The organism is Tunturiibacter gelidiferens (assembly GCF_013410115.1).
GTDB classification, from domain to species: domain Bacteria; phylum Acidobacteriota; class Terriglobia; order Terriglobales; family Acidobacteriaceae; genus Edaphobacter; species Edaphobacter gelidiferens.
On sequence record NZ_JACCCV010000002.1, the window covers coordinates 1,415,156 to 1,437,058 of the forward strand.

The following is a 21,903-nucleotide window of genomic DNA, read 5'->3' on the forward strand; positions in this document are numbered from 1 at the left end:
TGCGCCTCTCTATGTTGATATCGTGCTCTGAAGGTTACGCTTCCGCGTTCGGATCGCCAGCTTCGCCTTCGCCGCGCTCTTCCATCTGCTTGGCAAGCTCTTCACGCTTCTTGGTACGGGCTTCGGCGCGCTTCTGCGCCTTCTCGTTGAGCTCGTGCTCTGCACCGAGGAGCTCGATGTAGGCCATCTCGGCGGCGTCACCCTTACGGGCTCCAAGGCGCGTGATGCGGAGGTATCCGCCCTGACGCGCAGCGTAACGGGGCGCTACTGTGGCGAAGAGGCGGTCAACCGACTCAGGCGTCATGAGGTAAGCTGCGGCCTGACGACGGGCGTGGACGGTACCGCGCTTGCCGAGGGTGATCATCTTCTCGATGAGGGGGCGGGTGGCCTTGCACTTGGTGATGGTGGTCTCGACACGGTCCATCAGGATGACGGAGGTGACGAGGTTGCGCAGCATGGCGCGGCGATGGCTGGTGTTGCGGCCTAGTTTGTATCCTGCATTACGGTGACGCATCGATGATCTCCTTCGACTCGGCTCTGGCCGTGAGTCGGTATTGCTTGGAATGTGTGCGTTCGGCCTAAGCCTGGCGCGGGTGAAGCTACCTCGGGTCAATCAAGAGGCCTACTGCTACGCAACTTGCGTTGCGATTTTATCTAGAGACTGCGGCGGCAGAGCGAATCTACCGCCGCAGTACTGGTTAGAAGTTCTCTGGTTCGCTACCGACGAGGTCGAGGTCTTCGTCCTCATCTTCGTCTTCGTCATCATCGTCGTCAAAGTTGCCAAAGCTGGCGGCGAGCGTAGCTGCGGGCAGAACGGAGGTGGGTCCGGGCTGCGGGTTGCCGTTCTCGTCGATCTTCATGCCGAGGGACAGGCCCATCTGCGCGAGGATCTCTTTGATCTCGTTCAGAGACTTGCGGCCGAAGTTCTTGGTCTTCAGCATCTCGGCTTCGGTCTTCTGAATGAGTTCGCCGATGGTGGCGATGTTGGCGTTCTTGAGGCAGTTGTAGCTGCGGACGGAGAGCTCGAGCTCTTCGACCGAGCGGTTGAGGTTCTCGTTGCGCAGGGCGGGGCCGTCGTGGCTGCCGTCGTGACCGGCTTCCATCTCCTCTTCAAAGTTGATGAAGATGGTCATGTGGTCCTTCAGCAGCTTGGCGGAGAGGCCGAGCGCATCCGCCGGGAGCACGGTGCCGTTGGTCCAGATCTCGATCGTGAGCTTATCGTAGTCGGTGATCTGACCGAGACGTGCTGCCTCAACGAGGTAGTTGACCTTGCGAACGGGCGAGTGAACAGAGTCGACCGGGATGAAGCCGAGGCCGAGGTCGCCGTCGAAGTTCTTGTCGGCAGAGATGTAGCCACGGCCGCGCTTGAGGCGCATCTCCATGTCGATCTTGCCGCCTTCAGAGACGGTGCAAATGTAGACGTTCTTGTCGAGGATCTCGACGTCGCCGTCAGCTTCGATCATGCCGGAGGTGATGACGCCGGCCTGGTCGGCACGGAGGTAGAGAGCCTTGGGGCCTTCGCCGGCAAGCTTGAACGGAATCTGCTTGAGGTTCAGGATGATGTCGGTTGCATCTTCTACAACACCAGTGATGGACTGGAACTCGTGCAGGACACCTTCGATGCGAACGGCGGTTACTGCGGCACCCTCGATTGAGGACAGAAGGGTGCGGCGAAGGGCGTTGCCGATAGTGGTACCGAAGCCGCGCTCAAAGGGCTGCGCGGAGAACTTGCCGTACTTTTCGGTGAGTGTTTCGGTGTCAACTGCGAGACGCTTGGGCTTTTGAAAACCTCTCCAAAGCATGTGTTTCTCCTTTTCCGGCTCACTCGCGATGCATTCTGCGAGATGGCGGGGTGTTTCTATTGCGCGTTAGTTTGTTGTGTTGCTTTCGCATTTGTAGCGCGGCAAAGAACAAATACGATATTCTTTGCCACGCTGCAAGATGACGAATCTTATATGTGTAACTACAGCGGTTACTTGCTGTAGAGTTCGACGATCAGCTGCTCGTTGACGGGCAGGTTGACGTCCTCGCGCTTCGGCAGAGCGATGACCTTGCCGGAGAGATTGTCGCGATTGATGTCGAGCCACTGAACCTGGTTCTGGCCCGCGGCAAAGTTCTTTGCCTCTTCGAGCATAACCAGAGCCTTGGAGCCTTCGCGGATCGCAATCTCATCGCCAACCTTCACCTGGAAGGACGGGATGTTGACCTTGCGGCCGTTGACCTGGAGGTGACCGTGACGGACGACCTGACGTGCCTGGCGGCGGCTCATGGCAAAGCCGAGGCGGTATGCGACGTTGTCGAGGCGGGTCTCAAGCTGCTGGAGCAGGAGTTCGCCGGTGACGCCGGTCTTGTTCGAGGCCTTCTGGTAGTAGGCGCGGAACTGGGTCTCGAGGGTGAAGTAGATGCGCTTGGCCTTCTGCTTCTCGCGGAGCTGCAGTCCGTAGCCGACGACCTTCTTCACTTTGCGGGACTGGCCGTGCTGGCCTGGGGGGAAGTTGCGCTTCTCGACGGGGCATTTTTCAGAGAAGCACTTGGTTCCCTTGAGGAAGAGCTTGGTGCCGTCGCGGCGGCAAAGGCGGCAGACGGGTCCGGTGTAACGTGCCATTTTTATAACTCCTGACTTCGGGTGACGATCGCTTTACGCGCGGCCAGCGCTTCTTCACGATCCAGTTGCGGTAACGTCTTGCCTGCGACGGGGCCTGAGAACAAGCTCACCGCCGCAGTTGGGACAGATTGCATTCATAACCTGAGCGCATGTTGCACAAAAACTGCACTCATAACTGCAGATGAAGGCTATTCCGCTTGCATCGAGAGCTGCATTACAGCGCTCGCATTCGGACTTCATCAGAAGTGCCACAGATCAGACGCGGCGGCGCTTCGGAGGACGGCAACCGTTGTGCGGCATCGGCGTAACGTCGCGGATGCTGCGCACCTCGATGCCGGTGGTGGCGAGAGCGCGGATCGCGGACTCACGGCCGGAGCCGGGACCCGAGACGCGCACATCGACCGAACGAACACCATGGTCGCGAGCTGCGTTGGCTGCACCGACTGCGGCCTGCTGCGCCGCAAACGGAGTCCCCTTACGGGAGCCGCGGAAGCCAAGGGAACCAGACGACTTCCAGCTCAGTGTGTTGCCAACCTGGTCGGTGATGGTGACGATAGTGTTGTTGAACGAAGCCTGAATAAAGACGAGACCAAATGGAACATTCTTGCGCTCGCGCTTCTTGAACTTCTTATTCTTGCCGGGCTTTGCTGCGCCCTTCGTATTCTGTGTCTTCGCCATGTCTTATTTCGTCGCTTTCTTCTTACCGGCAACGGTTCCCTTACGTGGGCCTTTGCGGGTGCGAGCGTTGGTGTGGGTGCGCTGGCCACGAACAGGAAGGCTGCGGCGATGACGGAGGCCACGATAGGACTGAATTTCGATCAGGCGTTTGATGTTGAGCGAGATGTCCTTGCGGAGATCGCCTTCGATCTGGCCCTCGGCTTCAATAACCTGACGGATGCGGTTCAGCGCGTCCTCATCGAGCGTGCCAACCTTCGCGACCGGATCGACATCCGCCTTCGCGAGGATCTTGGCGGCGCGAGAGTCGCCGATTCCGAAGATGTAGGTGAGACCGATGCGCGCCTGTTTGTTGTTAGGGACATCGACTCCAGCAATACGTGCCATGGGGTTCCTTTTCGGTTGAGCTTCGTAGCTTCGCCACGGAAGCGGGTTCTTGGTTTACGGCAGGTCCGTCGGGTTCAACGCAAGCCTTGACTTCGGCTAACTAGCCCGACGGGGCCGGTAATGCTTGGTGCTGCAGAAGACCTTTCGCGGTCTTCTTATCCCTGGCGCTGCTTGTGCTTCGCGTTTTCGCAGATAACACGCACCACACCACGGCGGTGAATGACCTTGCACTTATCACACATCTTCTTTACTGAGGCACGAACCTTCATTGTGATTCCCTTCTTTTATGCAACGTAAACCCGACAAACCAGAGGACGCGTCTCAAGGGCCGAAACTCCCTTCCGACAAACGACCTGAATGCCAGGGCAAATCGCCCTGACCTATCCCAAGTGCAAATGCGCTTGAGCAACCCATGATGGAGACGGGATGGGCTCCCGTAGCCGTTGTCTACTTGTAGCGGTAGACAATGCGGCCGCGGTTGAGATCGTACGGGCTGAGCTCAATCGCGACGCGGTCGCCGGGGAGGATACGAATGAAGTTTTTGCGCATACGTCCGGAGACGTGTGCAAGGGCCTGGTGCTTGTTCTCAAGCTCGACCTTGAACATCGCATTCGGCAGGGTTTCGACAACCACCGCCATCACTTCAATTGCATCTTCCTTCGACAAACGATCTCCTTTGGAGGTGAAGAGGCTAACCCCTTTCATCTCCACAACTTCTTCTATAAGTTGAGCATTTCCTCAACCGAGTAGTACCGTGCGACATACTTGCGCACACCGCATCTCTTATAGTACCCCAAAAGGGGCCTATTTTCCTAGCGGGTTAGCACCTGAGGGCCATCTTTTGTAATAGCAACGGTGTGTTCAAAGTGGGCACTATAGCTGCCATCAATGGTCACCGCCGTCCAACCATCCTTCAAAACGCGGACTTCCGGGCCGCCGGCGTTGATCATAGGTTCGATAGCCAAAACCATACCCGCCTTGAGGCGAGGGCCCTTCCCGGCAGCCCCAAAGTTCGGAACCTGCGGATCTTCATGCATAGCACGGCCAATTCCGTGGCCGACAAACTCGCGGACCACTCCAAAACCTTCAGCCTCACACAACTCCTGAACGGCGGCGGAGACATCGCCCAGACGCCCGCCCACCTGACACTGCTCGATGGCCTTCTCGAGGGAGGCTTTGGTGACGTCAAGAAGCTTTGTAGCCTCCGCACTTACCTTGCCGATCGGGTAGGTCACGGCGGCGTCGGAGTAGTAGCCGTCGATAATCACACCGCAATCGATCGAGAGAATATCCCCTTCGGCAAGAATGCGCTTGGCATTCGGCATGCCGTGAACCACCTCGTTATTGACCGAGGTACACAAAGCGGAAGGATAACCGTGGTATCCCTTGAAGGCTGCAATAGCGCCGAGCTCGGCGATCTTTTTGACGGCAATCTCCTCGAGATCCATCGTCGAAGCGCCCGGAACAACGTGGGGGGCGATCGCGTTATGGACCTGGCGGAGAGCCTTGCCGGAGATCCGCATCTTCTCGATCTCCTGCGCCGTTTTAATCATGATGGCCATAGGGCAGCTTTGTCTCTGGAGCTACTGATTCGAATCTTTGCGAAGGCGTTTGAGAGCAGACAAGATTCCGGCAGTCACTTCTTCAACCGGACGATCCCCGTCTACTACTTCGAAGCGGCCCCGCTTCCGGTAGTGTTCAATCACAGGAGCGGTCTGGGCTTCGAAAGTCTTCATGCGTTCCATAAAGACAGCCTCAGAATCATCGGGACGTTGGACGAGAGTGGAACCATCTACATCACAGATACCTGGAACAGCCGGTGGATTCGAATAGACATTGTAGATACGACCCGCCGGCGAGATCCGACGACCTGTGATGCGGTGAAGCAACTGTTCGTATTCGACCACAATGCTGATCGCGACCACTGGCAGATCGCCGGAATCGGCAGCCAGATGCGTATCGAGCCAGTTAGCTTGGTTCAGCGTCCGAGGAAAGCCGTCCAGGATGAAGCCGCGACGCGTGTCAGGCTGTTTCAGCCGATCCGCGACCATTTGATTGACAAGGTCATCAGAGACAAGCGTTCCCTGGTCCACGAGCGCTTTAGCTGCCTTGCCCAGATCCGTCCCGTTGGAGATGTTGGCGCGAAGGATATCTCCAGTGGATATCTGGGGTATGCCGTATGCGGCCATCAGAGCCTTCGCCTGCGTGCCTTTACCAACGCCTGGAGCGCCCAAGAGGAGCACGGGCCCGGGCAGAAAGTTCTTGTCTGCCGGGGCCGTCTCGGTTTCAGATACGATGCTTGTCGTCAACGGGCTAACTTCCTACCAGCTCTTGCGGCCACGGATGCGACCACTCTTGGGAGTGAAGCCGTCGTAGTGACGCATGATGAGCTGTGATTCGATCTGCTGGACTGTGTCCATGGCCACGCCGACAACGATTAGCAGGCTGGTGCCACCAAAGTAGAAGTTGACGCCCAGACCGTTGGTCATCCAGGTCGGCAGTCTATCGAAGACCGAGCCGATGAGCCAGAGATGGTTGAAGTGGATTCCGCTGATGAGCAGCTGCGGAATGATGGTGATGATGATGAGATAGAGAGCGCCGACGAGAGTGATGCGGGTCAGCACGTCGTTGATAAAGTCGGCCGTCCGCTTGCCGGGACGAATGCCCGGGATGAAGCCGCCGTACTTGCGCATGTTGTCGGCGATGTCGTCTGGGCGGAAGACGATCGAGATATAGAAGTAAGCGAAGAAGATGATCGCGACCATCTGCAGCAATTCATACCAGGGTTCACCAGGAGCCAGGGCACGCAGGATCGGGCCGAAGAAGGAGGAGTCCTGCAGAGAGTAGCCGAAGATGTGAGCGCCGGAGAAGAGCAGAGGCGCGGACAGAATCGAGCTGGCGAAGATGACCGGCATCACGCCGCCGGAGTTGACCTTGAGCGGAAGGTGCGTGGACTGGCCACCCATCATCTTGCGGCCAACGATGCGCTTGGCGTACTGGACCGGAATACGACGCTCCGAGCGCTCCACGAAGACGATGAAGGCAACGACGGCGATCATACCTGCGATCAGGAGGGCAACAGCAAGGGGAGTCAGCGCACCCCAGGCGTTGTCGCGTACCTTCTCGTAGAGATTCTCAATGCCTTTCGGCAGACCGACGACGATACCAGCGAAGATGAGCAGGCTCATCCCGTTGCCGATGCCGCGTTCGGTGATCTGTTCCCCCAGCCACATGATGAATGCAGTGCCGGCAGTGAGAGTAATGACGCAGAGCGGAATGAAGGCAGCGCGGGAGATGGTGACCATCGTCTGGCCGGTGCTGGTGTTCGTCAGCGTCAGCGCGATGGCAAACGACTGCACGATTCCAAGCAGCACCGTAACGTAACGCGTCCACTGGGTGATCTTGCGGCGCCCGAGTTCGCCTTCCTTCTGCAGCTTCGCCAGCGGCTCATAGATGACGGTGAGCAGCTGGAAGATGATCGACGCCGTGATGTACGGCATGATGCCAAGCGCGAAGACGGTGAGCTTGCGCAGGTTTCCGCCGGAGAAGAGATCGACCAGGCCCAGAGCTGAGCCGGAGTTCTGATTGAAGAATTGGGCAAGCATGTCGGCGTTGATGCCGGGGGTGGGGATGTGCCCGCCGAGGCGGTATACGGCCAACATGCCAAGCGTAAACAGCACGCGTTTGCGGAGGTCGGGGATTTTGAAGATGTTTGCGATTTTCTCGAACATCGGGTGCGGGAACCTCGGGGTAAAACCTGTGATCTGGTGAAACGGCGATGCGAGGGCACGCGCCCTCGCCTGCCAATCATTCTAAATGCTGCCTAGCCGATCAGGATGGCCTTGCCGCCGGCCTTTTCGATCGCCTCCTGGGCGGTCTTCGAGAACTTGTGCGCGTGAACCGTCACAGCGGTCTTGATCTCTCCGTTATTCAACACTTTAATCAACGCGCCCTTCTTGCGGAGCAGGCCAAGTTCGATGATCTTGTCGAGGGTGAACTCGGTAACGTTCTCGGCCGCAACGATCTCGGCGACGCGGTCGAGGCCAAGCACCTGGTACTCCACGCGGAAGATGTTGGTGAAGCCGCGCTTGGGCAGGCGGCGGTGAAGGGGCATCTGGCCGCCTTCAAAACCACGCATGAGGGATGAACCCGAGCGGGAGCCCTGACCCTTGTGTCCACGGGTGGAGGTCTTACCCATGCCCGAACCCATACCGCGGCCGACACGCTTCTTGTTTTCGTTCGCCCGCTTGGGGGCGCGGAGATTGGAGAGATTACGGATTGCCATTGTTTCCTCGCTTAACGCCGGTGAAGCAGCTTCTGCTCTTCGCCGACTCGCTTATGAGTTAGCCCTTACGGGGTCGTGCTGTTATGCCGGATCGCGACTAGTCGACGACGCGGACGAGATGGGGGACCTTTGCGACCATGCCACGAATGGATGGCGTATCTTCGCGCTCGACGATCTGGTTGAGACGGGTAAAGCCGAGGCCCTTGATGACGAGCTTGTGCTTGACCGGGGTGCAGATCTTGGAACGGAAGTACTGCAGCTTGATTTTGGCGATTGCGTTGGTGTCAGCCATGAGAGAGCTCCTTGAATCTTGTTGGAGCAGGGGCAAGAGCTTAGAGCTCTTCCACTGCCTTACCGCGCAGGGCGGCGACTTCGGCCTTGTTGCGAAGCTGGATCAGAGCATCGAACGTAGCCTTGATGACGTTGTGCGGGTTCGCCGAGCCGAGGCTCTTGGTCAGCACGTTCTGCACACCGGCAGCGGTCATCACAGCACGAACCGTCTTACCGGCGATGACGCCAGTACCTTCAGGGGCGGGCTTGAGCATGACCTGGCCTGCGCCGAAGTGGCCGAGGACCTGGTGAGGAATCGTGCTCTCAGTCAGATTGACCTTGTGCAGATTCTTCTTGGCCGACTCAATCCCCTTGCGAATGGCCTGGGGAACTTCCTTGGCCTTGCCGGAGCCGTAGCCGACAACGCCTTCCGCCGGGTCGCCGATGACCACCAGCGCGGCGAAGGACATATTCTTACCGCCCTTGACGACCTTGGTGACGCGGTTGATCGAAACGACCTCATCCTTCAGATTGAGGCGGTTCGCATCGATTTTTTTCTTCATTGCCATAATGTCTTATCCAGCTTTCTGGCGGCCAATCTGGCGCCGTGGGAACCTTAGAAATCGAGACCCGCTTCACGGGCTGCATCGGCGAGGGCTTTGACGCGGCCGTGATACAGATAGCCACCACGGTCAAACACAATCTTCTTGATGCCCTTCTCCTTCGCGCGCTCGGCGATCAGCTTGCCGACTTCGGCAGCCGCGGCAATGTTTCCGCCGTACTTCTTCTCTTCGGTCTTCTTGCCCATAGAAGAGGCAGAGGTGATCGTGACTCCGTTGAGATCGTCGATGAGCTGCGTGTAGATGTGGTTGAGCGAGCGATAGACGTTGAGGCGTGGACGCTCGGCGGTACCGGACATCTTCTCGCGAATGCGGGTGTGAACGCGCTGGCGGATCACATTGCGCTGACGTGGATTGATCATGATTGACTTTCCTTCCTAGTGGCGTCCCCAGAGTGCTGAGGACGTTCGGTTATTGAAACTAATGTTGAGTGGCTGCGTGAGGAGCAAGTCAAATCTCACTCCTCACGCAGCGCAGATTACTTCGCTCCGGTCTTGCCGACCTTCTTCTTCAGCTTCTCGCCGGTGTAGCGGACGCCCTTGTTCTTGTAAGGGTCGGGTTTGCGGAGAGAGCGCATGTCTGCAGCGATCTGGCCTACCTTCTGCCGATCGATGCCGGAGACGGTGAGGTGAGTCTGCTTGGGGTCGATCTCGACAGAGATACCGGTTGGCAGAGGAAACTCGATGGGGTGAGAGTAGCCCAGGGTGAAGACCACCATGTTCTTCCCCTTCAACTCGGCGCGGTATCCGATGCCGACGATGTCGATCTCTTTGGTCCAGCCGGTGGTGACGCCGGTGACAGCGTTGAAGACCAGCGCGCGGGCGAGGCCGTGAAACGCCGCCTGCTTATCCGTCTGGCGCTCGGTGATCAGGTGGCCATCCTTCTGGACGAGGGTGATTCCGCCAGGCAGCATCGCGCTGACCTTGCCCTTGGGTCCTTCGACCAGGACGGTGTTGCCGTTCTCGCTGACCGTGTACTTGACGCCGGCGGGTAGAGCGATCGGCTTCTTACCAATACGTGACATAACGAATCCCTTTTGTGGCTTGCGAGTCGCTTAAGATCTCTAAGTTCCACTGCAGCCGATGAGCCGATGGCTCGAATGCACCTTTCCAGAATTGAATCCCGGAAAGGACTTTGTTTCTTTTTCTTTACCAGACTTCGCAGAGGATCTCGCCGCCAACACCTTCGCGACGTGCCTGACGGCCGGTCATGACACCCTTGGGGGTGGTCATGATGGAGATGCCAAGACCACCCTGAACGCGGCGGATCTCGTCGCGGCCAAGATACACACGGCAGCCGGGACGCGACACACGCTGCAGGTCGCGGATGACAGCCTCGTTGTTCGGGCCGTACTTCAGGTAAACGCGGATGACCTTCATGCCATTCTCTTCGGTCGGCTTGTAGTTCGCGATGTAGCCCTCTTCTTTGAGGATGCGGGCGATCTCGGCCTTGAGCTTGGAGGCGGGGACGTCGAGCTTCTGATGACGCGCACGGATGGAGTTACGGATGCGGGTCAGAAAGTCTGCTACTGGATCTGTGAGGTTCATTCATTCTCCTTCATCCCCCGTTCGCTCACGAGTATCTCTCGCAAGAACCAGCGGGGATGTCTGTTTCGGGTGATACGTCCAGACTTCTGCACCATAAGCTTGCGCCCTGATGAGGTCTCTGGAGAAAGTGCGCGACCGGAGCCGCACACGAATCCTTTTATTCTACCAGCTCGACTTCACAACGCCCGGAATTTCTCCCTTGAGGGCGAGCGAACGGAAGCAGAGACGGCATACGCCGAACTTCCGCAGGAAGGCGCGGGGACGACCGCAGAGCTGGCAGCGGTTGTGCTGGCGAGACTTGAACTTCGGTTTCCTTGCGTCTTTGACGCGCTTTGCTGTAGTTGCCATGTGTTTTGCTCTCTATCTTTGCTGCAAGTTCAAAAAGAAAACCTGGTTGATCTTCTTCAGAAAAAACTTGGTTGATCTTTCTTTATGCTCCAACGCGGAAGGGCATACCAAAGCTCTTCAGCAGGGCGCGGGCACCGTTGTCATCCTTCGCCGTCGTGACGATGGTGACGTTCATGCCCTTGAGTTTATCGACCTTGGCGTAGTCGATCTCAGCGAAGATCAGCTGGTCGCGCAGGCCAAGGGTGTAGTTGCCGCGGCCATCGAAGCTCTTCGAGGAGACGCCGCGGAAGTCGCGGACGCGGGGAAGAGCAATCGAGATGAGGCGGTCAAGGAACTCGTACATCGTGTCGCCGCGCAGGGTCACCATCGCTCCGATGGGCATGCCCTCGCGCACCTTGAAGGCTGCGATGGACTTCTTGGCCTTGGTGGTCACAGGCTTCTGGCCGGCGATGGAGGCAAGATCGGCCACCAGGGGATCCATGATCTTGACGTTCTGGGTGGCTTCGCCGAGACCCATGTTGATGACGATCTTCTCGAGCTTCGGGATCGCCATGGCGTTGGTGATGTTGAGCTCTTTGCCCAGCGCCTGCTTGATCTCGGTCTCGTACTTCTGCTTCAGACGTGCTGCCATTGTTTTCTTCGCTTTCTCCACGGTTGCCGGGTTGGGTTTTGGCCCGTGTACCGATGCGTGGGGTGAACCGTTGCTACAGGATTTAAACTTCTCTACAAAAACAAAACTTCGCTAAATCTTCTTTACTTCTTCTTCTCAGCGATCGTCGCGCCGCTGGTCTTCGCAAAGCGTACCTTGGTGTCGCCTTCGAAGCGTGATCCAACGCGGGACTTCTTTCCGTCGCCATCGAGCAACATCACGTTCGAGACGTGGATTGTGGACTCCTGCTCTGCAATACCGCCCTTGATGTTGCGCTGCGGATTTGGCTTCACGTGCTTCTTCGCCATCATCACGCCCTCAACCAGCACGCGATTCTTTTCAGCGATGACGCGAAGGACGCGGCCCTGCTTGCCCTTGTCCTTGCCCGCGATTACTTCGACCTTGTCATTGCGCTTGATCTTGATGCCTGCCATAGCTCTCTCTTTTCCTCGACGATCGTGAAACCTCGGAGCCGGACTCCGACTGAAAATAGAAATCGATTAGATGACTTCGGGTGCGAGCGAAACGATCTTGAGGAACTTTTTCTCGCGAAGCTCGCGGGCCACAGGTCCAAATACGCGAGTCCCGACTGGCTCATTGGCATCGTTGATGACGACAGCGGCGTTCTGGTCGAAGCGGATATACGTCCCGTCGCGGCGGCGATACTCCTTGCGCGTACGGACGATCACAGCTTTGACAACTTTGCCCTTCTTGACGGTGCCATCGGGAGAGGCTTCCTTGACAGCTGCGGTGACGACGTCGCCGAGGCCTGCCTTCTTGCCGAGACCACCACCGAGGGGCAGGATCACCTGCAACTTGCGCGCGCCGGAGTTATCGGCCACGTCAAGCATTGTTCTCATTTGCACTGACATCGTTCTTCTCCTGGGTGATACGGCCGGGGCTCATGCCCCATGCTTGAACTTGGTAGACGCTAGAAGCTACTTGGCTTCGGCAGCGTGGGCGGCGGCGGATTTCTCTTCAGCCAACGCGAGCGAAGAACGGCGAACAATCTCCTCGAGCGACCAGCGCTTGAGCTTCGACAGAGGGCGCGCCTCTCGGATGCGAACAACGTCGCCGACGCGTGCGGAGTTCTGCTCATCATGCGCGTAGAACTTCTTGTTCGACTTCATCACGCGCTTGTACTTGGGGTGCGCCTTGCGCATCTCGATCTCGACGACGATCGTCTTCTGCATCTTGGTCGAGACGACCAGACCCACCTTCTCATTGCGACGCGAGGTCTGAGCTTCGGGAGTTGCAGCTGCTGTGTTGGTTGTATCTGCCATGATTAGTCCTTCTTCGCTTTCTTGCGGGCGGTGCGAGTGCTCTTGGCCGGCGCAACGTTGGCGACGACGGGGTTGGCGGCCTTCTCGGCGGCCAGAGTGCGCTGCCGTTCGACGGTCTTGATGCGGGCAATGTCCAGCTTGAGCGTCCGCAGCTTCTTGATGCCCTCGTTATTGCCCAGGCTCTTCTGGAAGCGGATGCGGAAGAGCTGCTCGCCGGCCTTGGCCTGCTCGCTCTTGAGCTCTTCGTCACTGAAATTGCTAATCTTTTCGAATTCCATTGTCTTTTTCCTAACTACTAAAAGATTGCTAAAAGCTACTTGGCCCGGTCTTATTTGGAAACGACCGTCGCCTTGACATCGTGGCGCTGGACGAAGCTGGTCTTGAGCGGAAGCTTGTGAGCCGCGAGACGCATCGCCTCTTTGGCAAGCTCCGGAGTGACGCCTTCCATCTCGAACAGAATGCGACCCGGACGAACAACGCAGACCCAGTGATCCGGAGCGCCCTTACCTTTACCCATACGGGTTTCGGCAGGCTTCTTCGTGATCGGCTTGTCTGGGAACAGACGGAGCCAGACCTTACCGCCACGCTTGATGAAACGAGTCATCGCGATACGGCTGGCTTCGATCTGGCGGTCGGTAATGTAACCGCACTCCATCACCTTCAGGCCGAAGTCACCGAAGGAGAGATCGGAGCCGCGCCACGCTTTGCCCTTCATTCGTCCGCGCTGCTGCTTACGGAACTTGACCTTCTTTGGCATCAACATAAGAAAACCCTCTTCACTCTTTCAGGGATACGCTCAACACGCTCCCCGGAAACTCCGGCCAAGCCGGGAAAACTTAGCTTGCGAATGCGCCAGTGGTAACGCCCTGGTCGCGACGCTTCTTCTGCTCGTAGATGTCGCCGCGATAGACCCAGGTCTTGACGCCGATGATGCCGTAGGTGGTGTGCGCCTCAGCAAAACCGTAGTCGATGTCGGCGCGCAGCGTGTGCAGCGGCAGACGGCCCTGGAGATACCACTCGGAGCGGGCGATCTCGTTTCCGTTGAGACGACCGGAGACGCGGACCTTGATACCCTTGCAACCGAAGCGGAGCGCTGAGTCAACCGACTTGCGCATCGCGCGGCGGAAGCTGACACGCTTTTCGAGCTGCAGCGCGATGTTCTCGGCAACCAGCTGAGCGTCAAGCTCGGGCTTGTTGACCTCGAGAATGTCGATGAAGACCTCGCGGCTGGTGCGCTTCTGAATATCAGCCTTGAGCTTGTCGATCTCGGCGCCCTTGCGGCCGATGATGATGCCCGGACGCGCAGTGCGAATGATCAGGCGCAGCTTGTTGCCTGGGCGCTCGACCTCGACCGAACTGACACCGGCTGCCTTCAACTTCTCGCGCAGCTCAGCCTTCAGCTTGACGTCTTCGACCAGCAGCTTGTCATAGCCGCGTTCCACGAACCAGCGTGACTTCCACGGCTTGTTGATGCCGAGGCGCAACCCATACGGATGGACTTTCTGTCCCATAGCTTCCCTTTACTCCGTGCCCTCTCCGGTTGAGCCGGTGGGCGGTAGTGCAAAACTTTAATTTTACAAGAAACCGGCCTACTTCGCGGCCTTTTTCGTTGCGGGTTTCTTGGCGGCTGCCTTCTTGGCTGCGGGTTTTGCCGCAGTCTTGCTGGCTGCCTTTTTGGTGCTCTTCTTCGCGGCTGGAGCTGGAGTTGCATCAGCAGCTGCGCTGATCGCAGTGGCCGACTTCTTCTCCGCAACCGTGACGATGATGTGTGCGAGTCTGCGCTGGTAGCGGAACGCGCGGCCCATTGGGGCAGGGCGGATGCGCTTCATACGCGGACCTTCGTTCGCAATTGCGGTACGGACGTAGAGGTTATCGACATCGACGTCGAGCCCCTGCTCCTGCGAGACGTAAGTCGCGTTCTGGATCGCCGAACGCAGAACCTTCTCCACCACGGGCGCCATGCGCTTCGTACTAAAGTGAACGGTATTGAGCGCCTGCTCGACGCGTAGTCCCTTGATCAGATCCAGGACAAGCTTCGCCTTCTGCGGGCTGGTGCGCTGAAACTTAGCTTCTGCGCGGAACTCTCTGATTTTTTCTGCTGCCTTAGCCATAATCTTCGTCCTTCAAAACTTCTGCTTCGCTGCCCGACATCCGTTGCCGCGGGCTCGCGGTCTTACCTAACTGCAACCGTCGGCCCGATTTATTTGGGCTTCGCGGAGGTCTCAGCGGCACGCGCGGAGTGGCCCTTGAAGGTGCGGGTGGCCGAAAACTCTCCGAGCTTGTGGCCCACCATGTTCTCCGTCACGTACACCGGAATGAACTTGCGGCCGTTGTGTACGGCAATGGTATGACCGACGAAGTCCGGGTGAATCGTAGACCGGCGCGACCAGGTGCGCAGTACTTTCTTGTCATTGACCTGGTTCATCCCCACAATCTTCTTCATGAGGTGATCGTCGATGAAAGGACCTTTTTTCGCTGAACGTGACATTTTGCTAAGCTCCGACTTTCTTGTTGCGATGCTGGATACGACGAATCTCTTGCCTGCGAGACTTGGTGTTGCCCTTTGCTGCGGAACCAAAAACTAACAACATTTACTGAAAAGCTGTTTCTTTACTTCGTACGACGCTTCACGATGAAGGTATCGGTCCGCTTGTTGTTGCGGGTCTTGTATCCGCGAGTCGGCTGACCCCAAGGAGTAACCGGGTGACGACCGCCAGAGGTCTTACCTTCACCACCACCGTGCGGGTGATCGACGGGATTCATCGAAACACCACGGTTGGAGGGGCGAATACCCTTCCAGCGATTGCGTCCAGCTTTACCGATCGTGACGTTCTCGTGGTCCGTGTTGCCAACCTGGCCAATGGTCGCCATGCACTCAACAAGAACCTTGCGGGTCTCGCCCGAAGGCAGCTTCAGAAGAGCGTAGTCGCCTTCCTTGGCAATCAGGTTCACCTGGGCACCGGCTGAACGAGCCATCTGTGCACCCTTGCCCGGACGAAGCTCGATGTTATGCACAATCGTTCCGGTCGGGATGAACTTCAACGGCAGAGCGTTGCCGACGAGGATGTCGGCTTCTGGGCCGCTCATGATCGACTGCCCGACCGTGAGACCGATCGGCTGAATGATATAGCGCTTCTCGCCGTCCGCGTAGTGGATCAGCGCGATGCGGGAGCTCCGGTTAGGATCGTACTCAACCGTCGCAACCGTACCGGGGATCCCGAACTTTTCGCGCTTGAAGTCGATGAGGCGCAGCTTCTGCTTGTGACCGCCACCATGGTGACGCATCGTGAGACCGCCGTTGTTGTTGCGGCCGCCGGTGCGCTGCTTGACTCCGAGCAACGGCTTGTGCGGCTTGTCCGTCGTGATGTCATCGTTGACAAGCTTCGTCGCGAAGCGGAGTGATGGGGTAATCGGTCGAAATGATTTGATCGGCATCGTCTTTATTCCCTTGCCCGCGCTGCTAATCGCTTAGCGGCGCTTCGGTCCTGAATTCTGTTACTCGCGAAACAATCTCGCTTAGAGGCTGTTGAGGTACTCCGGCATCCTTTCGCCATCTTTCAAGCGAACGTAAGCCTTCTTCCAGTCGGGGCGGTAGCCGGCGAACTTACCCCGGCGGCGCTCCTTGCCCTCAACGGTCGCGGTGCGAACACCAGTGACTTTGACCTTGAAGAGTGTTTCAACAGCTTGCTTGACTTCGGTCTTGGTGGCCTTCAGGGCGACTTCGAACACCAGGGTGTTCTGTGTCTCCTTGACGGTCATGCCCTTCTCAGTAATGAGGGGGCGGCGAATGACGGTATAGAGAGTTGGCATTACGCAACCTCCTTCTGCGCGGCGGCTTTGCTGCGCTCATCTGTTGCCTTACTGCGCTTGGATACAAACTTCTTGAGAGTGTCCTGAAGAGCTTCGATGGCATCCTTCGAGAAGACAGCGTGCTCATAACGGAGCAGGTCGTAGGGATGAACCTCGGAGCTGAGAACCAGTTCCACACCCTGCAGATTGCGCGAGCCCAGGTAGAGCTTCTCGTCAAGCTTGCGGCTGCTCTCAACCAGCAGAGTCGTCTTGCCCGCTTCGAGCTTGTTCAGCGCGGTGCGGAAGAGCTTGGTCTTCGCCTCGGCAACTTCGAACGAGTCGACGATGGTGAATTTGCCGTCGTTGATCTTCGCGGAGATCGCAGAGCGGAGGGCACCCATCAGCTTCTTCTGCGGAAAGGCGTACTCGTAGCTACGTGGCTTCGGTCCATGAACCGTACCACCACCACGCCAGAGCGGAGTCCGAATCGAACCAACACGCGCACGGCCCGTTCCCTTTTGCTTCCAGAGCTTCTTACCTGCGCCCGATACCTGATTACGGTTCTTGGTTGCGGCGGTTCCCTGCCGAAGAGCGGCACGGTAGTGCTTCACCGACTCCCAGAGGAGGCCGTCGTTGATCTCTGCCGCGAAGACCTCGTCGACGAGTTCGAACTCTCCGACCTTCGCTCCAGCGAGATTTACTACATTGATGTTTGCCATCGTTCTTCTCTCTCTTTGCGCGCCATCGATGCGGCGAGCCATAACCTTGTTTGCGGCTTCATGCAGCAAGCCTTTTCAACCGACTACTTATTTCTTCTTGGACGGTGCAGCCTTCTTGGAAGCCTTCAAAGCGTCCTTCGTTGCTGCGCCCGCAAATCCACGACGCTCGCGCGGCGGAGCCTTTGCCTTCGAGATCAGCACGAAACCATCACGCGGGCCGGGTACTGCGCCTTCCACCAGCAGAAGGTTATCCTCAAGATCGATACCGCGAATACGCAGGTTGCGAACCGTGATCTGTGCGTGGCCCATGTGACCAGGCATACGCTGACCAGGAAAAACACGCGAGGGAAACGAAGAAGCACCGATCGAACCCTGCACTTGGAACATGTGGCCGTGCGACTTAGGACCGCCACCAAACCCGTGGCGACGAATGACGCCGGCAAAACCGCGACCCTTCGAAGTGCCAATGACGTCGACGAAGCGCTCGTCATTGAAAATGTCGACCAGGACGCGATCGCCAGCCTTGGCTGTAACCTTCTCTTCGCCTTCAACAGTCTTCACTGCTTCGAGCTCAACTTCCTTGATCATCCTGACCGGAGGAACGTTCGACTTTGCGAAGTGGCCAGTCATCGCCTTATTGATCTTCGAAGCCTTCACGAAGTCAACGTAGCCGATCTGCGCGGCTTCGTACCCGTCCTTCGCAAGCGTCTTTAACTGAGTGATCACGCATGGACCAGCCTTCAGAACGGTCACAGGGTGAATATCACCGCGCTCGTCGAAGATCTGCGTCATGCCGACTTTTTTTCCGAGAATTCCTACTACTGACATTGGAGCTTCCTTTCCTCATCATGCTGGACTCGAAGTTCAGCACTGCCGGGTCAATACTTCTAAAGCGAATCCTGAAACACTTCGCCGAAAAATTCTTTACTTCTGAACCGTCTTGATCTCTACATCGACGCCCGCGGGCAGATCAAGCTTCATCAGTGCGTCCACGGTCTGCTGGGTCGGCTCGAGGATGTCGATCAGCCGCTTGTGCGTGCGGATCTCGAAAGCCTCGCGTGACTTCTTGTCGACGTGGGGCGAGCGAAGAACGCAGTACTTGTTCTTCATCGTCGGCAGCGGAATCGGACCCGCAACCTGGGCTCCGGTACGCTTGGCCGTCTCGACGATCTCACCGGTCGACGTGTCCAGCACGCGGTAGTCATATGCCTTCAAACGAATTCTGATTCTTTGTCCAGCCATTTTGGGTCTCTTTCACGCTACTCAAAGATCGTTTGGAGTAACTGCCGGCCATGAACTTCTGCACGAACCGGTAGCCCTCGATTTTCAAAACAGCAACAACCAAAAAACTTCTCTGTGGTGCACTTTCTTTACTTGATGATCTCGCTGATGGTGCCGGCTCCGACGGTGCGTCCGCCTTCGCGAATGGCGAAGCGCAGACCCTTCTCCATCGCCACGGGCGTATGCAGCGTGATCTCCAGCTGAATGTTGTCGCCGGGCATGCACATCTCAGTGCCCGCAGGAAGCTTCGCCGAACCCGTCACGTCCGTGGTACGGAAGTAGAACTGGGGACGGTAGCCGTTGAAGAACGGAGTGTGACGTCCGCCCTCTTCCTTCGATAACACGTAGACCTCGCCCTTGAAGTCGGTGTGGGGCTTGATCGAACCAGGCTTGGCCAACACCATCCCGCGCTCCACATCTTCCTTCGCAATACCGCGCAGCAGAAGCCCCGCGTTATCGCCCGCCAGACCCTCGTCCAGCTGCTTCTTGAACATCTCAACGCCGGTGCAGACCGTCTTGCGGGTCTCGCGGAAGCCCACGATCTCGCAGTCCTCGCCAACCTTCACCTTGCCGCGCTCGATACGGCCCGTCACCACAGTGCCACGGCCCGAGATCGAAAAGATATCTTCGATCGGCATCAGGAACGGCTGGTCGACCGCACGCTCAGGCTGCGGAATGTACTTGTCCACCGCCGCCATCAGCTCGTCGATCTTCGCCTCCCACTGGGCTTCGCCATTCAGCGCGCCCAACGCGGAGCCGCGGATGATCGGAGTGTCATCGCCAGGGTAGTCGTACTTCGACAACAGCTCGCGAACCTCCATCTCCACCAGCTCGATCAGCTCTTCGTCCTCAACCGCATCGCACTTGTTCAGGAACACCACGATGAAGGGAACGCCAACCTGACGCGCCAGCAGCACGTGCTCCTTGGTCTGGGGCATCGGGCCGTCGGTCGCTGCCACCACCAGGATCGCGCCATCCATCTGCGCTGCTCCGGTGATCATGTTCTTGATGTAGTCCGCGTGACCCGGGCAGTCGACGTGCGCGTAATGCCGGTTCGGGGTCTCGTACTCCACGTGCGAGGTGGCAATCGTGATACCGCGCTCGCGCTCCTCAGGAGCGTTGTCGATCGTGTCGAACGAACGAAACTTGTTGTTCGGGTTGTGCTTCGAAAGCACCTTCGTAATCGCCGCCGTCAGCGTCGTCTTGCCATGATCGATGTGCCCGATCGTCCCGATGTTTACGTGCGGCTTTGACCGGTCAAACTTTTCCTTGCCCATGACTCTCTCCGTGTTTCCTGTGTTTCGTTGACTTCTAAATTCCTGCGAAGACTAACGCCTCGCGATTACTTTGCGTTTGCTTCTTTGCCCTGCACCTTGGCAATGATCTCTTCCGAGACCGAGCGAGGCGCTTCTTCGTACTGCTTGAACTGCATCGAGTAGTTCGCGCGACCCTGCGTGGATGACCGCATGTGAGTGGCATAACCAAACATCGTGCTCAGCGGAACCGTGGCCTTGATCGCCTGCGTGCCACCGACCATCTCCATACCTTCGATACGACCGCGACGGCTATTGAGATCGCCGATGATCGTGCCCATGTACTCCTCAGGAACAGTCACTTCGACAGACATCACCGGCTCCAGCAGGACTGGCTTGGCCTTGCGGGCAGCTTCCTTGAAGGCCATCGATCCGGCGATCTTGAACGCCATTTCGTTCGAGTCGACATCGTGATAGCTGCCGTCGTAGAGAGAAACCTTGACGTCCACCATCTCGTAGCCAGCCAGAATGCCACGCTGCATCGCGTCCTGAATTCCCTGATCGATCGGCTTGACGTACTCCTTCGGAATAGCGCCACCCTTCGTATCGTTGGTGAACTCATAACCCTTACCCGGCTCGTTGGGCGAGATACGGATCTTGCAATGACCGTAGTTACCCGAACCGCCGGTCTGACGGATGTACTTACCTTCAGCATCGGAGTTCGCACGGATGGTCTCGCGGTAGTTCACCTGGGGCTTACCAACGTTGGCTTCGACCTTGTACTCACGCATCATGCGGTCGACGATGATCTCAAGGTGCAACTCGCCCATGCCGGCGATGATGGTCTGACCCGAGTCGATATCGGTGCGAACGCGGAACGTGGGATCTTCCTGCGCCAGCTTGGCGAGAGCCATACCCATCTTTTCCTGGTCGGCCTTGGTCTTCGGCTCCACAGCAACCTCGATAACTGGCGCCGGGAAGTCGATCGACTCAAGCACAATAGGATGCTTGTCCGTGCAGATGGTATCGCCCGTGACGAGATTCTTCAGACCAACCGCAGCGCAGATATCGCCTGCGAGGATCTCGGTAATCTCTTCACGCTTGTTGGCGTGCATCTTCAGCAGGCGGCCAATACGCTCCGTCTTGCCAGTACGCGGATTCAGCACCGAGTCGCCAGTCTTCAACTGACCCGAGTAGACACGGATGAAGATGAGCTGACCAACAAACGGATCCGTCATGATCTTGAAGCCAAGTGCCGAAAACGGCTCGGCATCATCAGCCTTGCGGATAACCTCTTCTTCCATGTTGTCGGGGTTGTGGCCGATCATGGGAGGAATATCGAGCGGGCTGGGCAGGTAGTCGACAACTGCATCGAGCAGAGTCTGAACACCTTTGTTCTTGAAGGACGAACCGCAGAGCACCGGAAAGATGTTCATCGCGATGGTCGCCTTACGAATGCCGGCCTTGAGCTGAGCCTCGCTGGGCTCCTGCCCCTCAAGATAGAGATGCATGATCTCGTCGTCAGAATCAGAGACAGCTTCGATCAGCGAAGCTCGTGCAGCCTTAGCCTTCTCGAGCAGATCGGCGGGAATCTCTTCCACCGAATACTCGGCGCCCATGGTCTCATCGTGCCAGTAAATAGCCTTCATCGTAACGAGATCGACGACACCAAGAAACTTCGCCTCGGCACCGATCTGAATATTGATCGGCACTGCACGCGCGCCCAAACGATCAACAATCGTCGAGGTCGCATAGACGGCGTCCGCGCCGGCCTTGTCCATCTTGTTGATGAAGCAGATCCGGGGAACCTTGTACTTGTCAGCCTGACGCCAAACAGTCTCAGACTGAGGCTGCACACCAGCGACAGCGTCGAAGCAGGCTACCGCACCGTCGAGCACGCGGAGCGAACGCTCCACCTCGGCCGTGAAGTCCACGTGGCCAGGCGTGTCAATGATATTGATGCGGATGTTCTTCCAGGTGCAGGTCGTCGCGGCAGAAGTAATCGTAATTCCGCGCTCCTGCTCCTGCTCCATCCAGTCCATGGTCGCAGTTCCCTCGTGCACTTCTCCGATACGGTGCGTGATGCCCGTATAGAAGAGAATGCGCTCGGTCGTCGTCGTCTTGCCGGCGTCGATGTGCGCCATGATTCCGATGTTCCGGCAACGATTCAGAGGTGTAGTGCGTGCCACGAT

General features: G+C 57.7%; 34 protein-coding genes. All 34 read right to left on the minus strand.

The genetic code is table 11. From position 1 onward, the window contains the following. Positions 1-34: 34 nt before the first annotated feature. Complete coding sequence (gene rplQ / locus HDF12_RS17980) at positions 35-514, minus strand: 50S ribosomal protein L17 (protein WP_020715205.1); 480 nt, start codon at positions 512-514, stop codon at positions 35-37. Positions 515-698: 184 nt separating this feature from the next. After that, positions 699-1,802 carry a DNA-directed RNA polymerase subunit alpha gene (locus HDF12_RS17985; RefSeq protein ID WP_179585606.1) on the minus strand — a complete coding sequence of 368 codons (1,104 nt, stop codon included), beginning with the start codon at positions 1,800-1,802 and terminating at the stop codon, positions 699-701. Positions 1,803-1,972: 170 nt separating this feature from the next. After that, the gene (gene rpsD / locus HDF12_RS17990) at positions 1,973-2,605 is read right to left on the minus strand and encodes a 30S ribosomal protein S4 (RefSeq protein ID WP_179585608.1); all 633 of its coding nucleotides are present in this window, start codon (positions 2,603-2,605) and stop codon (positions 1,973-1,975) included. A 54-nt stretch (positions 2,606-2,659) separates the two neighbouring features. After that, the gene (locus tag HDF12_RS22950) at positions 2,660-2,845 is read right to left on the minus strand and encodes a DUF1272 domain-containing protein (protein WP_373563986.1); all 186 of its coding nucleotides are present in this window, start codon (positions 2,843-2,845) and stop codon (positions 2,660-2,662) included. 15 nt (positions 2,846-2,860) lie between these two features. Continuing rightward, the gene (gene rpsK, locus HDF12_RS18000; protein ID WP_179585612.1) at positions 2,861-3,283 is read right to left on the minus strand and encodes a 30S ribosomal protein S11; all 423 of its coding nucleotides are present in this window, start codon (positions 3,281-3,283) and stop codon (positions 2,861-2,863) included. Positions 3,284-3,286: 3 nt separating this feature from the next. Beyond that, positions 3,287-3,667: a 30S ribosomal protein S13 gene (gene rpsM, locus HDF12_RS18005; protein WP_179585614.1), complete on the minus strand. Its 381-nt coding sequence runs from the start codon at positions 3,665-3,667 to the stop codon at positions 3,287-3,289. Positions 3,668-3,822: 155 nt separating this feature from the next. Beyond that, positions 3,823-3,936, minus strand: coding sequence for a 50S ribosomal protein L36 (gene rpmJ / locus HDF12_RS18010; RefSeq protein WP_158790629.1), 114 nt, complete (start codon positions 3,934-3,936; stop codon positions 3,823-3,825). 178 nt (positions 3,937-4,114) lie between these two features. Further along, positions 4,115-4,333 carry a translation initiation factor IF-1 gene (infA, locus tag HDF12_RS18015; RefSeq protein WP_013581270.1) on the minus strand — a complete coding sequence of 73 codons (219 nt, stop codon included), beginning with the start codon at positions 4,331-4,333 and terminating at the stop codon, positions 4,115-4,117. Between the two features lie 146 nt (positions 4,334-4,479). Further along, positions 4,480-5,229, minus strand: a complete 750-nt coding sequence (gene map / locus HDF12_RS18020; RefSeq protein WP_179585616.1) for a type I methionyl aminopeptidase — start codon at positions 5,227-5,229, stop codon at positions 4,480-4,482. A gap of 21 nt (positions 5,230-5,250) precedes the next feature. After that, entirely contained in the window at positions 5,251-5,976 is a 726-nt protein-coding gene (locus HDF12_RS18025; protein ID WP_218892496.1) for an adenylate kinase, read from the minus strand. A 12-nt stretch (positions 5,977-5,988) separates the two neighbouring features. Further along, positions 5,989-7,398, minus strand: coding sequence for a preprotein translocase subunit SecY (secY, locus tag HDF12_RS18030; RefSeq protein ID WP_179585618.1), 1,410 nt, complete (start codon positions 7,396-7,398; stop codon positions 5,989-5,991). A 92-nt stretch (positions 7,399-7,490) separates the two neighbouring features. Then, entirely contained in the window at positions 7,491-7,952 is a 462-nt protein-coding gene (rplO, locus tag HDF12_RS18035; RefSeq protein WP_179585620.1) for a 50S ribosomal protein L15, read from the minus strand. 97 nt (positions 7,953-8,049) lie between these two features. After that, on the minus strand, positions 8,050-8,244 hold the full coding sequence (gene rpmD, locus HDF12_RS18040; protein ID WP_158943424.1) for a 50S ribosomal protein L30: 195 nt from the start codon (positions 8,242-8,244) through the stop codon (positions 8,050-8,052). 40 nt (positions 8,245-8,284) lie between these two features. Continuing rightward, positions 8,285-8,791 carry a 30S ribosomal protein S5 gene (gene rpsE / locus HDF12_RS18045; protein ID WP_218884479.1) on the minus strand — a complete coding sequence of 169 codons (507 nt, stop codon included), beginning with the start codon at positions 8,789-8,791 and terminating at the stop codon, positions 8,285-8,287. A 47-nt stretch (positions 8,792-8,838) separates the two neighbouring features. Further along, a complete protein-coding gene (gene rplR, locus HDF12_RS18050) occupies positions 8,839-9,204 on the minus strand; it encodes a 50S ribosomal protein L18 (protein ID WP_179585622.1) in 366 nt (121 codons plus the stop codon). A gap of 116 nt (positions 9,205-9,320) precedes the next feature. Then, positions 9,321-9,866 carry a 50S ribosomal protein L6 gene (rplF, locus tag HDF12_RS18055; RefSeq protein WP_179585624.1) on the minus strand — a complete coding sequence of 182 codons (546 nt, stop codon included), beginning with the start codon at positions 9,864-9,866 and terminating at the stop codon, positions 9,321-9,323. A gap of 124 nt (positions 9,867-9,990) precedes the next feature. Continuing rightward, positions 9,991-10,389 carry a 30S ribosomal protein S8 gene (gene rpsH, locus HDF12_RS18060; protein WP_158790620.1) on the minus strand — a complete coding sequence of 133 codons (399 nt, stop codon included), beginning with the start codon at positions 10,387-10,389 and terminating at the stop codon, positions 9,991-9,993. Between the two features lie 162 nt (positions 10,390-10,551). Further along, a complete protein-coding gene (locus tag HDF12_RS18065; RefSeq protein WP_020715220.1) occupies positions 10,552-10,737 on the minus strand; it encodes a type Z 30S ribosomal protein S14 in 186 nt (61 codons plus the stop codon). Positions 10,738-10,819: 82 nt separating this feature from the next. Continuing rightward, positions 10,820-11,368: a 50S ribosomal protein L5 gene (gene rplE, locus HDF12_RS18070; RefSeq protein WP_179585626.1), complete on the minus strand. Its 549-nt coding sequence runs from the start codon at positions 11,366-11,368 to the stop codon at positions 10,820-10,822. A 122-nt stretch (positions 11,369-11,490) separates the two neighbouring features. After that, entirely contained in the window at positions 11,491-11,820 is a 330-nt protein-coding gene (rplX, locus tag HDF12_RS18075) for a 50S ribosomal protein L24 (RefSeq protein ID WP_218892497.1), read from the minus strand. Between the two features lie 66 nt (positions 11,821-11,886). Then, the gene (gene rplN, locus HDF12_RS18080; protein WP_158790617.1) at positions 11,887-12,258 is read right to left on the minus strand and encodes a 50S ribosomal protein L14; all 372 of its coding nucleotides are present in this window, start codon (positions 12,256-12,258) and stop codon (positions 11,887-11,889) included. Positions 12,259-12,324: 66 nt separating this feature from the next. Then, complete coding sequence (rpsQ, locus tag HDF12_RS18085) at positions 12,325-12,669, minus strand: 30S ribosomal protein S17 (RefSeq protein WP_179585628.1); 345 nt, start codon at positions 12,667-12,669, stop codon at positions 12,325-12,327. Positions 12,670-12,671: 2 nt separating this feature from the next. Continuing rightward, a complete protein-coding gene (rpmC, locus tag HDF12_RS18090) occupies positions 12,672-12,947 on the minus strand; it encodes a 50S ribosomal protein L29 (protein ID WP_179585630.1) in 276 nt (91 codons plus the stop codon). Between the two features lie 50 nt (positions 12,948-12,997). Continuing rightward, on the minus strand, positions 12,998-13,432 hold the full coding sequence (rplP, locus tag HDF12_RS18095; RefSeq protein WP_179585632.1) for a 50S ribosomal protein L16: 435 nt from the start codon (positions 13,430-13,432) through the stop codon (positions 12,998-13,000). A gap of 73 nt (positions 13,433-13,505) precedes the next feature. Continuing rightward, entirely contained in the window at positions 13,506-14,180 is a 675-nt protein-coding gene (gene rpsC, locus HDF12_RS18100) for a 30S ribosomal protein S3 (RefSeq protein WP_158943402.1), read from the minus strand. A 78-nt stretch (positions 14,181-14,258) separates the two neighbouring features. Beyond that, positions 14,259-14,780: a 50S ribosomal protein L22 gene (gene rplV, locus HDF12_RS18105; RefSeq protein WP_179585634.1), complete on the minus strand. Its 522-nt coding sequence runs from the start codon at positions 14,778-14,780 to the stop codon at positions 14,259-14,261. A gap of 89 nt (positions 14,781-14,869) precedes the next feature. Next, a complete protein-coding gene (gene rpsS / locus HDF12_RS18110; RefSeq protein ID WP_158943398.1) occupies positions 14,870-15,157 on the minus strand; it encodes a 30S ribosomal protein S19 in 288 nt (95 codons plus the stop codon). 122 nt (positions 15,158-15,279) lie between these two features. Further along, a complete protein-coding gene (gene rplB, locus HDF12_RS18115) occupies positions 15,280-16,104 on the minus strand; it encodes a 50S ribosomal protein L2 (RefSeq protein ID WP_179585636.1) in 825 nt (274 codons plus the stop codon). Positions 16,105-16,185: 81 nt separating this feature from the next. Further along, on the minus strand, positions 16,186-16,479 hold the full coding sequence (locus tag HDF12_RS18120) for a 50S ribosomal protein L23 (RefSeq protein ID WP_179585638.1): 294 nt from the start codon (positions 16,477-16,479) through the stop codon (positions 16,186-16,188). Next, positions 16,479-17,177: a 50S ribosomal protein L4 gene (rplD, locus tag HDF12_RS18125; RefSeq protein WP_179585640.1), complete on the minus strand. Its 699-nt coding sequence runs from the start codon at positions 17,175-17,177 to the stop codon at positions 16,479-16,481. Before rplD ends, HDF12_RS18120 begins: the two co-directional genes overlap by 1 nt. An 87-nt stretch (positions 17,178-17,264) precedes the next feature. Beyond that, positions 17,265-18,005, minus strand: a complete 741-nt coding sequence (gene rplC / locus HDF12_RS18130) for a 50S ribosomal protein L3 (protein WP_179585642.1) — start codon at positions 18,003-18,005, stop codon at positions 17,265-17,267. Between the two features lie 96 nt (positions 18,006-18,101). Then, a complete protein-coding gene (rpsJ, locus tag HDF12_RS18135) occupies positions 18,102-18,419 on the minus strand; it encodes a 30S ribosomal protein S10 (protein ID WP_013581294.1) in 318 nt (105 codons plus the stop codon). Between the two features lie 128 nt (positions 18,420-18,547). Further along, positions 18,548-19,735, minus strand: a complete 1,188-nt coding sequence (tuf, locus tag HDF12_RS18140; RefSeq protein ID WP_179585644.1) for an elongation factor Tu — start codon at positions 19,733-19,735, stop codon at positions 18,548-18,550. A 65-nt stretch (positions 19,736-19,800) separates the two neighbouring features. Then, positions 19,801-21,900 (minus strand): elongation factor G, encoded by a 2,100-nt coding sequence (gene fusA, locus HDF12_RS18145; RefSeq protein WP_179585646.1) that lies wholly within the window; start codon positions 21,898-21,900, stop codon positions 19,801-19,803. Positions 21,901-21,903 lie beyond the last annotated feature (3 nt).

Excerpts from the sequence above, each read along its gene's own strand:
- rplQ (WP_020715205.1), bottom strand. The coding sequence starts at position 514 with ATGCGTCACCGTAATGCAGGATACAAACTAGGCCGCAACACCAGCCAT.
- HDF12_RS17985 (WP_179585606.1), bottom strand. The coding sequence starts at position 1,802 with ATGCTTTGGAGAGGTTTTCAAAAGCCCAAGCGTCTCGCAGTTGACACC.
- rpsD (WP_179585608.1), bottom strand. The coding sequence starts at position 2,605 with ATGGCACGTTACACCGGACCCGTCTGCCGCCTTTGCCGCCGCGACGGC.
- HDF12_RS22950 (WP_373563986.1), bottom strand. The coding sequence starts at position 2,845 with ATGAAGTCCGAATGCGAGCGCTGTAATGCAGCTCTCGATGCAAGCGGA.
- rpsK (WP_179585612.1), bottom strand. The coding sequence starts at position 3,283 with ATGGCGAAGACACAGAATACGAAGGGCGCAGCAAAGCCCGGCAAGAAT.
- rpsM (WP_179585614.1), bottom strand. The coding sequence starts at position 3,667 with ATGGCACGTATTGCTGGAGTCGATGTCCCTAACAACAAACAGGCGCGC.
- rpmJ (WP_158790629.1), bottom strand. The coding sequence starts at position 3,936 with ATGAAGGTTCGTGCCTCAGTAAAGAAGATGTGTGATAAGTGCAAGGTC.
- map (WP_179585616.1), bottom strand. The coding sequence starts at position 5,229 with ATGGCCATCATGATTAAAACGGCGCAGGAGATCGAGAAGATGCGGATC.
- secY (WP_179585618.1), bottom strand. The coding sequence starts at position 7,398 with ATGTTCGAGAAAATCGCAAACATCTTCAAAATCCCCGACCTCCGCAAA.
- rplO (WP_179585620.1), bottom strand. The coding sequence starts at position 7,952 with ATGGCAATCCGTAATCTCTCCAATCTCCGCGCCCCCAAGCGGGCGAAC.
- rpmD (WP_158943424.1), bottom strand. The coding sequence starts at position 8,244 with ATGGCTGACACCAACGCAATCGCCAAAATCAAGCTGCAGTACTTCCGT.
- rpsE (WP_218884479.1), bottom strand. The coding sequence starts at position 8,791 with ATGGCAATGAAGAAAAAAATCGATGCGAACCGCCTCAATCTGAAGGAT.
- rplR (WP_179585622.1), bottom strand. The coding sequence starts at position 9,204 with ATGATCAATCCACGTCAGCGCAATGTGATCCGCCAGCGCGTTCACACC.
- rplF (WP_179585624.1), bottom strand. The coding sequence starts at position 9,866 with ATGTCACGTATTGGTAAGAAGCCGATCGCTCTACCCGCCGGCGTCAAG.
- rpsH (WP_158790620.1), bottom strand. The coding sequence starts at position 10,389 with ATGAACCTCACAGATCCAGTAGCAGACTTTCTGACCCGCATCCGTAAC.
- HDF12_RS18065 (WP_020715220.1), bottom strand. The coding sequence starts at position 10,737 with ATGGCAACTACAGCAAAGCGCGTCAAAGACGCAAGGAAACCGAAGTTC.
- rplE (WP_179585626.1), bottom strand. The coding sequence starts at position 11,368 with ATGGCAGCACGTCTGAAGCAGAAGTACGAGACCGAGATCAAGCAGGCG.
- rplX (WP_218892497.1), bottom strand. The coding sequence starts at position 11,820 with ATGGCAGGCATCAAGATCAAGCGCAATGACAAGGTCGAAGTAATCGCG.
- rplN (WP_158790617.1), bottom strand. The coding sequence starts at position 12,258 with ATGTCAGTGCAAATGAGAACAATGCTTGACGTGGCCGATAACTCCGGC.
- rpsQ (WP_179585628.1), bottom strand. The coding sequence starts at position 12,669 with ATGGCAGATACAACCAACACAGCAGCTGCAACTCCCGAAGCTCAGACC.
- rpmC (WP_179585630.1), bottom strand. The coding sequence starts at position 12,947 with ATGGAATTCGAAAAGATTAGCAATTTCAGTGACGAAGAGCTCAAGAGC.
- rplP (WP_179585632.1), bottom strand. The coding sequence starts at position 13,432 with ATGTTGATGCCAAAGAAGGTCAAGTTCCGTAAGCAGCAGCGCGGACGA.
- rpsC (WP_158943402.1), bottom strand. The coding sequence starts at position 14,180 with ATGGGACAGAAAGTCCATCCGTATGGGTTGCGCCTCGGCATCAACAAG.
- rplV (WP_179585634.1), bottom strand. The coding sequence starts at position 14,780 with ATGGCTAAGGCAGCAGAAAAAATCAGAGAGTTCCGCGCAGAAGCTAAG.
- rpsS (WP_158943398.1), bottom strand. The coding sequence starts at position 15,157 with ATGTCACGTTCAGCGAAAAAAGGTCCTTTCATCGACGATCACCTCATG.
- rplB (WP_179585636.1), bottom strand. The coding sequence starts at position 16,104 with ATGCCGATCAAATCATTTCGACCGATTACCCCATCACTCCGCTTCGCG.
- HDF12_RS18120 (WP_179585638.1), bottom strand. The coding sequence starts at position 16,479 with ATGCCAACTCTCTATACCGTCATTCGCCGCCCCCTCATTACTGAGAAG.
- rplD (WP_179585640.1), bottom strand. The coding sequence starts at position 17,177 with ATGGCAAACATCAATGTAGTAAATCTCGCTGGAGCGAAGGTCGGAGAG.
- rplC (WP_179585642.1), bottom strand. The coding sequence starts at position 18,005 with ATGTCAGTAGTAGGAATTCTCGGAAAAAAAGTCGGCATGACGCAGATC.
- rpsJ (WP_013581294.1), bottom strand. The coding sequence starts at position 18,419 with ATGGCTGGACAAAGAATCAGAATTCGTTTGAAGGCATATGACTACCGC.
- tuf (WP_179585644.1), bottom strand. The coding sequence starts at position 19,735 with ATGGGCAAGGAAAAGTTTGACCGGTCAAAGCCGCACGTAAACATCGGG.